The organism is Bartonella sp. Raccoon60 (genome assembly GCF_002022585.1).
Lineage (GTDB): Bacteria > Pseudomonadota > Alphaproteobacteria > Rhizobiales > Rhizobiaceae > Bartonella > Bartonella rochalimae.
This window is the reverse complement of record NZ_CP019786.1, coordinates 193420-209997: the sequence shown is the minus strand read 5'-3', so window position 1 is coordinate 209997 and position 16578 is coordinate 193420. Positions and strand designations below refer to the sequence as shown.

8 protein-coding genes are annotated in these 16578 nt (G+C 39.6%); all 8 read right to left on the bottom strand.

Annotated elements, in window-relative coordinates:
- Positions 1–29: 29 nt before the first annotated feature.
- A complete protein-coding gene (locus Bra60_RS00820) occupies positions 30–623 on the bottom strand; it encodes a nicotinate-nucleotide adenylyltransferase (RefSeq protein WP_078698203.1) in 594 nt (197 codons plus the stop codon).
- A 29-nt stretch (positions 624–652) separates the two neighbouring features.
- On the bottom strand, positions 653–1909 hold the full coding sequence (locus Bra60_RS00815) for a glutamate-5-semialdehyde dehydrogenase (protein ID WP_078697991.1): 1257 nt from the start codon (positions 1907–1909) through the stop codon (positions 653–655).
- A gap of 38 nt (positions 1910–1947) precedes the next feature.
- On the bottom strand, positions 1948–3087 hold the full coding sequence (gene proB / locus Bra60_RS00810) for a glutamate 5-kinase (protein WP_371326052.1): 1140 nt from the start codon (positions 3085–3087) through the stop codon (positions 1948–1950).
- A 9-nt stretch (positions 3088–3096) separates the two neighbouring features.
- Entirely contained in the window at positions 3097–4110 is a 1014-nt protein-coding gene (gene obgE, locus Bra60_RS00805; RefSeq protein ID WP_078688306.1) for a GTPase ObgE, read from the bottom strand.
- Between the two features lie 165 nt (positions 4111–4275).
- The gene (locus tag Bra60_RS00800; protein ID WP_035006307.1) at positions 4276–4998 is read right to left on the bottom strand and encodes an RlmE family RNA methyltransferase; all 723 of its coding nucleotides are present in this window, start codon (positions 4996–4998) and stop codon (positions 4276–4278) included.
- Positions 4999–5525: 527 nt separating this feature from the next.
- Complete coding sequence (locus tag Bra60_RS07100) at positions 5526–5696, bottom strand: hypothetical protein (RefSeq protein ID WP_153300868.1); 171 nt, start codon at positions 5694–5696, stop codon at positions 5526–5528.
- Positions 5697–6244: 548 nt separating this feature from the next.
- Positions 6245–6817 (bottom strand): invasion associated locus B family protein, encoded by a 573-nt coding sequence (locus Bra60_RS00795; protein WP_078688305.1) that lies wholly within the window; start codon positions 6815–6817, stop codon positions 6245–6247.
- 17 nt (positions 6818–6834) lie between these two features.
- The gene (locus tag Bra60_RS00790) at positions 6835–16107 is read right to left on the bottom strand and encodes a YadA-like family protein (protein ID WP_078697990.1); all 9273 of its coding nucleotides are present in this window, start codon (positions 16105–16107) and stop codon (positions 6835–6837) included.
- Positions 16108–16578: the final 471 nt, after the last annotated feature.

Here is a 16578-nt window from a genome sequence, read left to right as displayed (position 1 = left end):
TAAAATAGTTGCAGAATCCTATAAAATCTTCAAGAAGAATCATTTCCTTCTAAACGCAGCTTTGTTGAAGATTGAAAAGATAAAGGCCCATGTAAATAAATCCAAGCAGGTGGTGCCATAAAAGGCAATAGCGTACTTACTCTCTCATCCACACGAGAATAACAATAAGTTCTAGCCATAGGAGAAGAAAGTGCTGACATCTGTGCTAAAGGGCGATCAATGATTGCAACAGGAATCATAGACATAATATCCCGCCACCTATGCCAATAATGAAACGTTGCTAAATTATCTGCTCCCATAACCCACACAAAATGCACTCTCCTATAACGTTTAAGGATATAAGAAATCGTATCAACTGATATTTTACTTCCTATAGTCTTTTCAAAACCTGTTACGCGAATTTTGGGATGATTAAGAAATTCCGAGCTTAACTGCATTCTCTTATGCAAAGATGGCAATTGTATACAATCTTTTAAAGGATTTCCTGGAGTTATCATCCACCATAATTGATTAAGACGCAAACGCAAAATTGCAGTTTTTGCAACAAGAAGATGACCCGCATGTGGTGGATTAAATGATCCACCAAAAAGGCCAACAACATTGGACTTTTCAACATGTGGTATACGATTTTCCCATGGAAAAAAAAGTTGTTTCAAGGCCTAACCTGCCCATTTCCACTAATGTGATATTGAAATGATGTCAACTGTTCAACCCCTATCGGTCCACGTGCATGCATTTTCCCTGTTGCAATACCAATTTCTGCTCCAAAACCAAATTCCCCTCCATCAGCAAATTGTGTTGATGCATTATGAAGCAAAATGGCTGAATCTAAACGATCAAAAAACATTTTAACCACTCCCATATCCTCACTAATAATTGATTCAGTATGTCCTGACGAATAACGCTGAATGTGTGCAATGGCTCCCTCAATACCATCAACCGTTTTAGCAGATAAAATTGCATCAAGATATTCACAAGACCAATCTTCTTCACAGGCTAATCTAGCTCCTTGCATAAGCGAGATGATATCTTCTGTCACACGAACTTCACATCCCTTCTCCTGTAAAGCAATGAGAACAGGAAGAAACTTTTTTAATGCCTGACGGTCAATCAAAACTGTCTCAACAGCTCCACATATACCTGTACGCCGTAATTTTGCATTTAATACAATTTCACGTGCCATATCTAAATCCGCTGACTTATCAATATAAATATGACAAAGGCCTTCTAAATGTGCAAAAACAGGAACACGCGCATCAGATTGAATACGTGCTACCAGATTTTTCCCACCACGGGGTATAATAACATCAATTGCGCCATCTAAACCCTTAAGCATTTCTCCAACAGCATCACGATCTTTTGTTTTCACTATTTGAATAGTGCTCTTAGGCAAGCCTGCTTGTTCCAGCCCTTTTACTAATGCCGAATGAAGCGCAAGTGCAGAATGAAAACTATCTGAACCACCACGCAAAATTGCAGCATTTCCAGATTTTAAACACAAAGCACTTGCATCAATCGTAACATTTGGCCGACTTTCATAAATAATACCGATGACACCAAGTGGTGTTCGCACACGACGGATATGAAGCCCATTTGGACGCGTCCATTCACTAATCACTTTTCCGACAGGATCCGGCAAGCAAGCGATCTGACGAACACTATCAATTATTGCATGTAAACGCGATTCATCCAACTTCAGCCGATCCATCATCGCGGATGATAAACTATTCCCAGCAGCATTTTCTAAATCTTGACGATTAGCACATAAAATTTCAACCGACCGAGATTCTAGATTTAGAGCAATCATTTCCAAAGCACTTTTTCTTTGGTCAGCAGAAGCACTTGCAAGTATTGAAGCAACATCACGTGCTTTCTGCCCCATAACTCTCATCTGTTCTGCTAAAGTCATATCATCACTCATTCACAAAAAAAGAAGAACTTTTATATTCAATCCGATAAGCAACGTAAAACCATATCATTGCGATGCACTACAACGGAACGCACTCCATTCCCAAGAATATAGTCTATTTCTTCACTCTTACGGCCTATAATAACTCTCGCTTCATCTGCCCCATAATTTACAAGACCACGAGCAATCTCAATTCCATTTTTATCAACAATTGCAACCATATCGCCACGACCAAACACTCCCTCAACCGCAGCAACTCCGGCAGCAAGTAATGATTTTCCAGATTCAAGCGCTTTAATGGCCCCCTGATCAATAGTCAAAATGCCCGATGGATCTAAATGACCAGAAATCCATTTTTTCCAAGCATTTACCGGCTTCTCACTTGCAGCAAAAAAACTACTGCGTTCTCCTTTGTCAATTGCTAAAAGGGGATTCATACGCTTTCCTAAAGTAATAACCATTGCTGTTCCAGCAGCAGTAGCTATTTTCCCTGCCTCAAGTTTAGTCTTCATTCCACCCCGTGAAAACTCTGAAGCAGCAACACCTGCCATGTTCTCAATATCACGTGTAATTGATGAAACAAAAGAAATAAATTCAGCATCTGGATTCAAATGAGGAGAACACGTATAAAGACCATCAACATCAGATAAAAGGATTAAAAGATCCGACCCTATCATCGTTGCAACACGTGCTGCTAAACGATCATTATCGCCATAACGAATTTCACTTGTCGCTACGGTATCATTTTCATTGATAACAGGAACGACTCCAAAACGTAAAAGTGTATCAATAGTAGCACGTGCATTAAGATAACGGCGACGTTCTTCGGTATCGGATAATGTCAGCAAAATCTGACCTGTTCTCAATCCATGTCGGGCCAATACATCGCTATAAGCTTTAGCAAGTTCAATCTGACCTAAGGCAGCACACGCCTGACTCTCTTCTAATTTTAAAACACCCTTAGAGAGATGAAGTGAGGTACGCCCTAAAGCAATAGCACCAGAAGAAACAAATAAAACCTCAACACCTTTTTGGCGTAATTGAACAGCATCATTAATTAAACTTTTAAGCCACTCAACGCGTAAACCTTTTTGAGGATCCACTAAAAGCGCAGAACCAACTTTAATCACAATACGCTCATATTGTGAAAGTTTTCGCATTCCAATGGTCACCGTCATGAATCCTATTTACGCTTCACGAACATTATTTGTTCGTTCTTTTTCAATGATATGTGCAATAGCACGCAATACATGATCTAAGCCTTCATGACTTACCGCAGAAACCATCATAACCGATTTACCAGATGCCTTTTGCAACATTTCCTGTTTGACGACACGCTCTTCAATAGGCAGAGTATCGATTTGGCTTAAAGCCACAATTTCAGTTTTATCACTCAAATGATGTCCATATAGCGTGAGCTCATGGCGAATAGTGTGATAAGCTTTTGCCACATCTTCTTCTTGAGCGGAAACCAAATGAAGTAAAACACGGCAACGTTCCACATGCCCTAAAAAGCGGTCACCGATTCCCACACCTTCATGAGCTCCCTCTATCAAACCAGGAATATCAGCCAAAACAAATTCACGAGCATCAACAGATGCAACACCAAGATGAGGATGCAAAGTAGTAAAAGGATAACTAGCAATTTTCGGCTTTGCGGCCGTTACTGCCGCCAAAAAAGTTGATTTTCCAGCATTTGGCAAACCAATAAGCCCCCCATCAGCAATTAATTTCAAACGTAGCCAAAATGTACGTTCTTCTCCACTCAAGCCTGGATTTGCATGCCGAGGTGCTCGATTCGTAGAAGTTGTAAAATGAAGATTACCGAAACCGCCATTGCCTCCTTTAGCCAGACGATAACGTTGACCAACTTCTATCAAATCACAAATCAATGTTTTATTATCTTCTTCAAAAATCTGTGTTCCAACTGGCACTTTAAGAATGACATCATCACCCTTTACGCCTGTCATATTGCGCCCCTTACCATGCCCTCCTGTTTTTGCTCTAAAATGCTGCTGATAACGATAATCAATCAGTGTATTGAGCCCATCGACAACAAGAGCCCACACATCACCGCCACGTCCGCCATTCCCTCCATCTGGACCTCCAAATTCTATAAACTTTTCACGACGGAATGATACTGCTCCTGCTCCACCATTACCAGAACGAATATAAACTTTAGCCTGATCAAGAAATTTCATAAAATGCTCATTGAGGAATTCGCTTTTTCTATTTATACAAAAATACGTTTATTTTATGGGTTTTTATTCTATACAAAAAACAAACAATAATTACTATAAATTGATTAAAAAAGTTTTTGTGTTATCAATCAAATCAAATAACTTTTAGCTTTTTATATATAAAAGCTATTTTTGTGTTTCAGTTATACCCTTAAATTCAAGAGCTAAAAGATAAAGTTCAACTGATTCTGCTCGGCTTGCAGGAGGTTTGACATGATGAACCGTTTTAAAATTCTGTTTTAATGTAGTGAGAAGAGTATTCTCTGCTCCTCCCTGAAAAGCCTTTGCTAAAAAATGACCTCCAGGTTTAAGAACGGAAAGAGCAAAATCCGCAGCCACTTCACATAAATATACTGTTCTTAAATGATCCGTTTGACGATGCCCCGTTGTTGGTGCTGCCATATCAGAAAGCACTATATCTGGCTGTTCTCCTAAAGCATTCATCAACTTCTGCGGTGCATTTTCATGTAAAAAATCCATCTCCAATATGACAACTCCCGGTAGTGGATCCATTGGTAAATAATCAATACCAACAACACTAGGCTTTTGATCACTTGATTCCACTTTACGGGCTGCAACCTGACACCATCCCCCAGGAGCAGCTCCTAGATCAATGATTTTCTGGCCTTTTTTGAAGATCTTATAACGCTCATCAATTTCAATAAGTTTATAAGCGGACCGTGAACGATAACCATCCACTTTTGATTGATGAACATAAGGATCATTCAAATGCCTCTCTAACCATCGCCGTGATGATGCTTTAATCGTTCCTGCTTTCTTTTTCACACGCTGATATAGCACATGTGATCCCGAACCACCTCTACCACCTTTTGATGTTGTTTTTTTCATAAACTTACTATTTCTACATTCTGATAATTTTTAATACTTAAAACACTTGTTTTTATGATGATATCCCAAACACTATCATTCAACATTCAGTTGTAGTAAAATTTCTTACTTTGCTTCATAAGCTGCGACTCTTGAATCACTCACTGAATAAAATTTAAATACCATCTAAAATAGCACAACTCGCTCAAACTACATTTCTCCTTTTGTCTTCAATACAAAAAGTAGTTACCCATTTTTCTATATCCTACGACAATAAATTTTTTATCATAAGGATCGTAGCTACTTAAGCTCTTGATCAAAAAATCCTCAATTTGGCTCTGATCATACTCTTTGTAATTGAGATGGATCCCTACTCAATAAAATCATTATTATTCCAGAAGTTCCCAAAAGATAAAATTTTAAGCCTTGCAATAAAATGTCCCATCTATAAGGATCTGAAAAATTCTCACATAATTTTTCAAGGATCTGAAACCATCTGACCACATATCTTTTTTCTAAAAATTAAAAAATTGAATGAGCATAACAACTCAAATAAATAAAAAATACCCAATCTGTTTCTTCTCAACAATCTTTAATTCAAGACCAGTTTCATCTAAAATACGCTCAATAAAACAGCATGTATCCACTGCAACTAAACGACAACATTTAATGAGTCTTTTCTTCAATTTTAAACGACAAACTTTTAACCCTTCAGTCACATAATTTATTGTTTTTATAATAAAAAATCATCTTTTTTCTAACCTTAAAATCAATGAACAAGTCGCGCGATAAGAAAACGACAATTACTGGTTTGCAAACCAATTGCCACATAAAAGATAAAGATTTTAAATGAGAAAAATTTTTGATGTTACAACTGCAATTATTTAATCATACAATTTATGCACTCTATCCAGTTGAATAAGAATATTGATCTCCACCATTTCTTGCGTGGTTGCTGTTGCTTCATAATAAAATAAAGTTAACTTTATCTACCACAACACAAAATGATTATTTAAGCATTCCTACGAAAATACACACTTTCTTCTTAAGAGTGTTTATCATGTAAAATTGATATACAAAAATATACTCTTTTTCTAAAATCTATTAAACTTATCTATAAAAATAAAATGCAATTGTTCTTGATATTATATATACTTAAAAGTAAATATAGCTGATCAGTTTTTTTATTTTATTATTTCAATTCAAAAAAAATAATGACTACTTAGCTAAAATAAAAATCTCTTTTTTCTTCAGCTTATTACATCTCTTATCGTTGTAAAGAAAGTAGTGCTTCACTCAACCCATTAAATGGTAAAATAAAAGAGAGTGTTTTTCCTTCTTTAAGGTTATAAGAAATACGTACACTCTTCTTTTTTTCTATTTGATCACTTAAGATAGGACTTAAACCTGACTGTGCTAAACAGACTGTTTCATCACACTGCGTATAACGAACCAAACTAGGTTCTTTAATACCTTCCATAAATATTTTTATAGGGACAGTCGTATCAGCATTTGGCAATGTACGGAAGAGTATAGCTGGTTGACCATTTTTTGTAGAAACAAGAGACCAACTAAAAACTGTATTATCTTCTTCATCATGGACCGTTTGCGTTACATTACATACACCTTGGTTCAAGATTGTGTTTTCATCACAAATTAAGGTCCAATTATAAAACTGCATAATGAGTCGTCGTATTTCTCCAGGTTTTCCTGACGGAACAGACAATTGAGGTGGCTGCACTGTATATGTATTATTTTTTTCATGAGCAAAGCTTTCCCCTTTGCCTAATAAGGCAAAGGGGAAAAAAATACTTACAAAAATACTCGAACGTTTTATCATTATTATTTATCTCATCATTACTTCAGTCTTACACTTATACCTGCGCCTATACCCCAATGACCACCCGCAGTTGTTACAGAGAAATTAGAGCGAATATCTCCACTTTCAGATGTATAGCCAGCACCGAACGCAATTGCAGATTGGCTGTGCCATGAACCGCTACTAAATGCAACACTTAATGCACCAGGAGCATCTTCATAACGCAAATTAGCTGCTGCTAGACCAATAGCTGCTGCTTGTCTTGCTTCCTTTTTTACGCCCTCAATATTATAATTCAGGCTCTCAAACTTCATGTCAGTGTAATCTTTAGCTTCCTGCACCTTCTCGTCTGTATACTTCTTTGAATCATCGAGAACAATTGCCATTTTCTCATACAATTGACCTCCATTAATAGCTTCTTTCGAATCTTTCTCAACTTTACCATCACCAACATTATCAATCACAACGGGTGCACTGGCATCGCCTCCTACTAACGTAACTTTATTGGTTTTCTTTCCATCCTTATCTTTATCATATTGAACTGCTCCCTCTGCCTTCTGATTAGTTTCATTCTGGAACTTGTCAAATTCATTTTCAAGTTTATCGACTCTTTGATTCGTATCCCAAAGTTGTCCACCATTAACTGCTTCAGTAGAGCCGAAGCTTACATCACCATCTTTCACACCAGTAATTGTTGTGCTTTCCATTTTTCCATCTTTATTTTTACGGCTTGCGTCATAAGCACCTTTATTCTCATCCCATTTTATCGTATCATCTTTTGTCTGTTCTACCTGATTTTTGACATCATCTAAACGATTATTCAAATTTTTCAGACCTTCATTAACACCATCAAAAGCACTAGCTACACTCTTATACTCTTTGTCTTCCGGTCCACCATCTTTACCACCAAAATTGAATTGAACAATATTAAACGTGGGACCAGTCCATACACCATCTTTATATTCAGCTCCCCCACCTAAATATTTAGCAAGTTGCATGTTTGCTTCATCAAATCGTGTGTTTGTTTTATAAAGCTGTGCTCCTGTGACTGCTTCAGTCGAGCTCGCTGAAAGCGTTCCATCTTTCAAGCCAGAAAGCGTACGACCCTCTCCATCTTTATTCGTAAGATTAACTTCCGTTCCACCTATATTCGCACCTATCGTGATCCGGCCACTCTCATCTTCACTTTTTTCTTGTTGTATAAGATTAGTCTCTAAAGCTGTTGTGAAGGAGCTGCTAATATTCTCTAAAGCATCCGCTACATTCTTATATTCTTTCTTTTCTGTAGAACCATCTTCTTGTAGCACATTAATCGTGAAAGTAGGGTCTACCCATTCTCCATCTTCATAGCCCGCTCCGCCACCAAAATATTCAGAGACCTTCTTATTCGTAAGGTAAAGTTGGTTTCCAGTAACTGCGTGGTTCGATCCTTCCGAAATAGCTCCATCACCCAAACCAGAGAGAACACGTGCAACTGACTGATTATTCAATAAACTAATTTCCGTTCCACCCGTCTTCGCACCTATCGCGATACGACCACTCCCATCTTCACTTTTCTCTTGCTGAACAAGGCTCTTACTTCCAGATCCTGATAGTTCCTTATAAATATCTGAAAGGGAACTATCAACGCCAGCAAAAGCTTCACCCACATTACTGTAATCATTACCCTGGACTTTATAACTTGGTGCTATGCCTCCAAGAATATCCGCTCCGCCTCCTAAATATTTCGACGTATTATTTGCAATCGTTGAGACATCTCCTTGGACTTTATCCATACTCGTGCTCAAATTAGAAACTGTTTCTTTTGTCTCTTTCAGATTGCTATCAACTTCATAAAGCTGTTTTCCAGTAACTGCTTCAGTCGAACTGTCAGAAAGGTCTGCATCTTTCAAGCCAGAAAGCGTCCGAACTTCTCCATCTTTGTTCGTAAGATTAATTTCCGTTCCACCTGTCTTCGCACCTATCGTAATGCGGCCACTCTCATCTTCACTTTCTTCTTGTTGTATAAGGTTAGTCTCTACAACCGTCGTAAAGGAGCTGCTAATATCCTTTAATGCAGCCGCTACATTTGTATACTTTTCTTCTCCCATAGAGCCATCTTCTTGCAGCACATTAATCGTGAAGGTAGGATCTGCCCATTGCCCATCTTCATAGCTCGCTCCTCCACCTAAATATGCAGCAAGTTTTGTGTTTGTTTCATAAAGCTGAGCCCCTGTGATTGCTTCAGTTGAATCGGCTGCTATATCTCCACCGAGAAGAAACCTAAGTTTACTATTTTTCTCTTGTCCTTTTTCACCATGACGCGCAACAAAAGCCTGCTCACTATCACTCCACAATAAGCTATTTTGTGCAACATTTTCAGTGTTTTCAGTTATATTTTGTTGAATCGTTGTCAATGTTGTATCAATACCAGCAAAAGCTTCACCTACATTACTGTAATCACTACCCTGGACTTTATAACTTGGTGCTATGCCTCCAAGAACATCCGCTCCACCTCCCAAATATTTCGATGTATTGTTTGCAATCGTTGAGACATCTCCTTGGATTTTCGTAACATCGCCTTGGACTTGTGTCATACTCGTAGACAAATCTGCTACATTCTTGCTCACATCAGAAACTTGTTTAGTAAGCTTGGTATCAACTTCATAAAGCTGTTTTCCAGTAACCGCTTCAGTCGAACTGTCAGAAAGCTCTCCATCTTTCAAGCCAGAAAGCGTCCGAACTTCTCCATCTTTGTTCGTAAGATTAATTTCCGTTCCACCTGTCTTCGCACCTATCGTAATGCGGCCACTCTCATCTTCACTTTCTTCTTGTTGTATAAGGTTAGTCTCTACAACCGTCGTAAAGGAGTTGCTAATATCCTTTAATGCAGCCGCTACATTTGTATACTTTTCTTCTCCCATAGAGCCATCTTCTTGCAGCACATTAATCGTGAAGGTAGGATCTGCCCATTGCCCATCTTCATAGCTCGCTCCTCCACCTAAATATGCAGCAAGTTTTGTGTTTGTTTCATAAAGCTGGTTCCCAGTAACAGCCTGATTCGAGCCTTCCGAAATAGCACCATCACCTAAACCAGAAAGAACACGTGCAACTGACTGATTATTCAATAAACTAATTTCCGTTCCACCCGTCTTCGCACCTATTGTAATACGATCATTCTCTCCTTCTTCTTGTTGTACAAGGCTCTTACTTCCAGATCCTGATAGTTCCTTATAAATATCTGAAAGGGAACTATCAACGCCAGCAAAAGCTGCACCTACATTACCATAATCACTACCCTGGACTTTATAACTTGGTGCTATGCCTCCAAGAATATCTGCTCCACCTCCTAAATAGGATGAGGCATTCTTCGCAATCTTTTTGGCATCATCTTGGACTTTTGTAACATCTTGTGTGGTCTTAGTAAGCTTGTTATCAACTTCATAAAGCTGTTTGCCTGTAACTGCTTCAGTCGAACTGTCGGAAAGCGTTCCATCTTTCAAGCCAGAAAGTGTACGACCTTCTCCATCTTTGTTCGTAAGATCAATTGCCGTGCCACCAACTTTCGAACCTATCAGGATGCGACCATTGTCACTCTCTTCTTGTTCTTGCTCAACAAGACTACCCCCTGCTACACTCGCAATCTTTGAATAAAGATCTGTAATCGAACCATCAACACCAGCAAACGCTGAGCCTACATCATGATGCTCTGTATTCTGGACTTTATATGTTGGAGCTTCACCACCAAGAATATTCGATCCGCCTCCCAAATATTTCGATGTATTGTTTGCAATCGTTGAGACATCTCCTTGGATTTTCGTAACATCGCCTTGGACTTGTGTCATACTCGTAGACAAATCTGCTATATTCTTGCTCACATCAGAAACTTGTTTAGTAAGCTTGGTATCAACTTCATAAAGCTGTTTTCCAGTAACCGCTTCAGTCGAACTGTCAGAAAGTTCTCCATCTTTCAAGCCAGAAAGTGTTCGACCTTCTCCATCTTTATTCGTAAGATTAACTTCCGTTCCACCTGTATTCGCACCTATCGTGATCCGGCTACTCTCATCTTCACTTTCTTCTTGTTGAATTAGGTTAGTCTCTACAACCGTCGTAAATGAGCTGCTAATATCCTTTAATGCAGCCGCTACATTCTTATATTCTTTCTCTTCTGTAGAACCATCTTCTTGTAGCACATTAATCGTGAAGGTAGGATCTGCCCATTGCCCATCTTCATAGCTCGCTCCTCCACCTAAATATGCAGCAAGTTTTGTGTTTGTTTCATAAAGCTGGTTTCCAGTAACTGCCTGGTTCGAGCCTTCCGAAATAGCACCATCACCTAAACCAGAAAGAACACGTGCAACTGACTGATTATTCAATAAATTAATTTCCGTGCCACCAACCTTCGAACCTATCGTGATGCGACCGCTCTCCCCTTCTTCTTGTTGTACAAGGCTCTTACTTCCAGATCCTGATAGTTCCTTATAAATATCTGAAAGGGAACTATCAACGCCAGCAAAAGCTGCACCTACATTACCATAATCACTACCCTGGACTTTATAACTTGGTGCTATACCTCCAAGAATATCTGCTCCACCTCCTAAATAGGCTGAAGCATTCCTCGCAATCGTTGTAACATCTCCTTGAACTTTATCCATACTCGTAGAAAGATCAGCTACGTTCTTGCTCACATCAGAAACTTTTTCAGTAAGCTTGGTATCAACCTCATAAAGCTGCTTTCCAGTAACCGCTTCTGTCGAACTGTCGGAAAGCTTTCCATCCTTCAAACCAGAAAGCGTACGACCTTCTCCATCTTTGTTCGTAAAATTAACCTCCGTACCACCAACTTTCGAACCTATCGTAATACGACCATTGCTACTCTCTTCTTGTTCTTGCTCAACAAGACTACCCCCTGCTACACTCGCAATCTTTGAATAAATATCTGTAATCGAACCATCAACACCAGCAAATGCTGAACCGACATCATGATGTTCTGTATTCTGGACTTTATATGTTGGAGCTTCACCGCTAAGAATATCTGCTCCGCCTCCTAAATAGGCTGAAGCATTCTTCGCAATCGTTGACACTTCTCCTTGGACTTTCGTAACATCGCCTTGAACTTTTGTAACTTTTCGCGTGGTTTCAGTTAGCTTAGTATCAACCTCATAAAGCTGTTTGCCTGTAACTGCTTCTGTCGAACTGTCGGAAAGTTCTCCATCCTTCAAGCCAGAAAGCGTCCGACCTTCGCCATCTTTGTTCGTAAGATTAACTTCCGTTCCACCTGTATTCGCACCTATCGTGATCCGGCCACTCTCATCTTCACTTTCTTCTTGTTGAATTAGGTTAGTCTCTACAACCGTCGTAAATGAGCTGCTAATATCCTTTAATGCAGCCGCTACATTCTTATATTCTTTCTCTTCTGTAGAACCATCTTCTTGTAGCACATTAATCGTGAAGGTAGGATCTGCCCATTGCCCATCTTCATAGCTTGCTCCTCCACCTAAATATGCAGCAAGTTTTGTGTTTGTTTCATAAAGCTGGTTTCCAGTAACTGCCTGGTTCGAGCCTTCCGAAATAGCACCATCACCTAAACCAGAAAGAACACGTGCAACTGACTGATTATTCAATAAATTAATTTCCGTGCCACCAACTTTCGAACCTATCGTGATGCGACCGCTCTCCCCTTCTTCTTGTTGTACAAGGCTCTTACTTCCAACACCGGAAAGTTCTTTATAAATATCTGAAAGACTATCATCAACGCCTGCAAATGCTAATCCTACATTATTGTAATCATTGCCCTGGACTTTATAAGTCGGCGCTTCTCCACCAAGAATATCTGCTCCGCCTCCTAAATAGGTTGAAGCATTCTTCGCAATCGTTGACACTTCTCCTTGGACTTTTGTGACATCTTGTGTGGTCTTAGTAAGCTTGGTATCAACATCATAAAGCTGCTTTCCAGTAACCGCTTCTGTCGAACTGTCGGAAAGCTTTCCATCCTTCAAACCAGAAAGCGTACGACCTTCTCCATCTTTGTTCGTAAAATTAACCTCCGTACCACCAACTTTCGAACCTATCGTAATACGACCATTGCTACTCTCTTCTTGTTCTTGCTCAACAAGACTACCCCCTGCTACACCCGCAATCTTTGAATAAATATCTGTAATCGAACCATCAACACCAGCAAATGCTGAACCGACATCATGATGTTCTGTATTCTGGACTTTATATGTTGGAGCTTCACCACTAAGAATATCTGCTCCGCCTCCTAAATAGGCTGAAGCATTCCTCGCAATCGTTGACACTTCTCCTTGGACTTTCGTAACATTTTGCGTGGTCTTAGTAAGCTTGGTATCAACCTCATAAAGCTGCTTTCCAGTAACCGCTTCTGTCGAACTGTCGGAAAGCTTTCCATCCTTCAAGCCAGAAAGCGTACGACCTTCGCCATCTTTGTTCGTAAGATTAACTTCCGTGCCACCAACCTTCGAACCTATCGTAATACGACCATTGCTACTCTCTTCTTGTTCTTGCTCAACAAGACTACCCCCTGCTACACCCGCAATCTTTGAATAAAGATCTGTAATCGAACCATCAACACCAACAAATGCTGAACCGACATCATGATGTTCTGTATTCTGGACTTTATATGTTGGCGCTTTTCCACCAAGAATGTCCGATCCACCTCCTAAATAGGCTGAAGCGTTCTTCGCAATCGTTGTAACATCTCCTTGAACTTTATCCATACTCGTAGAAAGATCAGCTACGTTCTTGCTCACATCAGAAACTTTCTCAGTAAGCTTGGTGTCAACCTCATAAAGCTGTTTGCCTGTAACTGCTTCTGTCGAGCTGTCGGAAAGCGTGCCATCCGTTAAGCCAGAAAGCGTACGACCTTTGCCGTCTTTGTTCGTAAGATCAACTTTCGTGCCACCCGTCTTCGAACCTATCGTGATACGACCGCTCTCCCCTTCTTCTTGTTGTACAAGGCTCTTACTTCCAACACCGGAAAGTTCTTTATAAATATCTGAAAGACTATCATCAACGCCTGCAAATGCCGATCCTACATTATTGTAATCATTGCCCTGGACTTTATAAGTCGGCGCTTCTCCACCAAGAATATCTGCTCCGCCTCCTAAATAAGCAGAAGCATTCTTCGCAATCGTTGACACTTCTCCTTGGACTTTCGTAACATTTTGCGTGGTCTTAGTAAGCTTGGTATCAACCTCATAAAGCTGCTTTCCAGTAACCGCTTCTGTCGAACTGTCGGAAAGCTTTCCATCCGTTAAGCCAGAAAGCGTACGACCTTCGCCATCTTTGTTCGTAAGATTAACTTCCGTGCCACCAACCTTCGAACCTATCGTAATACGACCATTGCTACTCTCTTCTTGCTCTTGCTCAACAAGACTACCCCCTGCTACACCCGCAATCTTTGAATAAAGATCTGTAATCGAACCATCAACACCAACAAATGCTGAACCGACATCATGATGTTCTGTATTCTGGACTTTATATGTTGGCGCTTTTCCACCAAGAATGTCCGATCCACCTCCTAAATAGGCTGAAGCGTTCTTCGCAATCGTTGTAACATCTCCTTGAACTTTATCCATACTCGTAGAAAGATCAGCTACGTTCTTGCTCACATCAGAAACTTTCTCAGTAAGCTTGGTATCAACATCATAAAGCTGTTTGCCTGTAACCGCTTCTGTCGAACTGTCGGAAAGCTGTCCATCCGCCAAACCAGAAAGCGTCCGACCTTTGCCTTCTTTATTCGTAAGATCTATTGCTGTTCCACCAACTTTCGAGCCTATCGTGATACGACCATTGCTACTCTCTTCTTGTTCTTGCTGTACAAGGCTATCCCCTGCTACATTCGCAATCTTTGAATAAAGATCACTAATCGAGCCGTCAACGCCAACAAATGCCGATCCTACATCACGATGATTTGAACCTTGAATCTTATAAGTCGGCGCTACACCAGAAAGAATGTCCGCTCCACCTCCTAAATAAGCAGAAGCGTTCTTCACAATCGTTGAGACATCTCCTTGAACTTTTGTAACATCCCCCTGAACTTTCGTAACATCCCCTTGGATTTTCGTAATATCACCTCGGACTTTTGTAACATCTTGTGTGGTCTTAGTAAGCTTGGTATCAACATCATAAAGCTGTTTGCCTGTAACCGCTTCTGTCGAACTATCCGAAAGCTTTCCATCCGCCAAACCAGAAAGCGTCCGACCTTTGCCTTCTTTATTCGTAAGATCTATTGCTGTTCCACCAACTTTCGAGCCTATCGTGATACGACCATTGCCTTTTTCTTGCTGTACAAGGCTATCCCCTGCTACATTCGCAATCTTTGAATAAAGATCTGTAATCGAGCCATCAACACCCTTAAATGCCGATCCTACATCACGATGATTTGAACCTTGAATCTTATAAGTCGGCGCTACACCAGAAAGAATGTCCGCTCCACCTCCTAAATGGGTAGAAACATCATTTGCAATCTTTGCTGTCCATTGTCTTAAAGCCTGCAGCTGAGCAACATTCACAGCATCAGTATCCTGTATCCCAGCTGCTACTCCGGTAAGTAGTCGTGAGGTTGGTCTAGCAGCAGTAGGAGAAGCAATAGAGACTATCCCGTGATTAAATCTCCATATATGATCCTCCTTATCCGATGAACCATCTTTCCAAGCATCATAACCTCCTCTTTGAACAACAAAAGAAGCTGTAGATCCAGTACCTAAAGCAACCGAGTTGTTCATATTGACATAAGCATTATAACCTATAGCGATAGAATTAGACCGCGGCATTACCTTAGCATTCTCACCGATCATAACTCCCATACTATTCGGAAGCAACGTACCCAACGTATCATCCCTCAAAACACGTGTCTCATATACATCAAGAACTGTATTTTTACCATCAACAGTCCAAGTGGCTTGTTGAACTCCAAAACCACGAGAGCACCAATTATCAAATTTGTGATGCGTGAGAAGATTTACATAACTTTCCTCACTGATTATCTTCTTTGAATCAGAGGAATTAGGAACAACGATATTGTCGATACCACAGTAACGATCACTCGCAAAAACAGAATCACGAGATTTTTTTGAAGCTTTCTCAGGAGCTTTTAAGGAAGTCACACCTGTGCCCTTAAGACTCTGTGAACTTTGTATCGTTGTTTGCTGCTCTGTTGGAGAAAAATTAGATGCAACGACGGGCGCAACACTCGATAGGAGCGCTGCCATAGCTGTTCCTAATGAAGCAGCTTTCAACAAAGGTGAACGACGAGAAAAAGAATATCCCCTTAAATCACCGCTTTTTAAGATAAGATATGATCTTTTCATAAGAAATCCTCCAATAATAAAAAATATTTTTTTGACATCAAAAAGACACATTTAGGGGTTATTGAAGAACATGAGATGAGGTAGTAGTCATTTTAAGAATTCTTCAATTAATGAGATTGTAGTTTTTTGGTTTAGGGTTTGGTGCATTTTATAAAAATTTTTTGGTTAGGGTGATTGACATTAAAAAGACATAATTTTGTTTTAGTGGTTTGTATTGTGGTTTTATAGAGTTTATTTTTAAGAGGTTGGTTGATTTTTGGTTTAATAACAGAGTGTATTTTAATTATAGTTATAGAAATTAACAGTAGGTTTTGTTGTGCCTATTGTTATTGCCATTACGTGTCATATAGAGCATAAAGGGTTAGATCTCAAGTATTTTTTTGGATTTTATGTTTTTTTTAAGTGTTTGGATATTTTTTTTGCCAAAAAAAACTTCCGCTTTTGATTATAAAAGCGAAAGTTCTTTGTTTG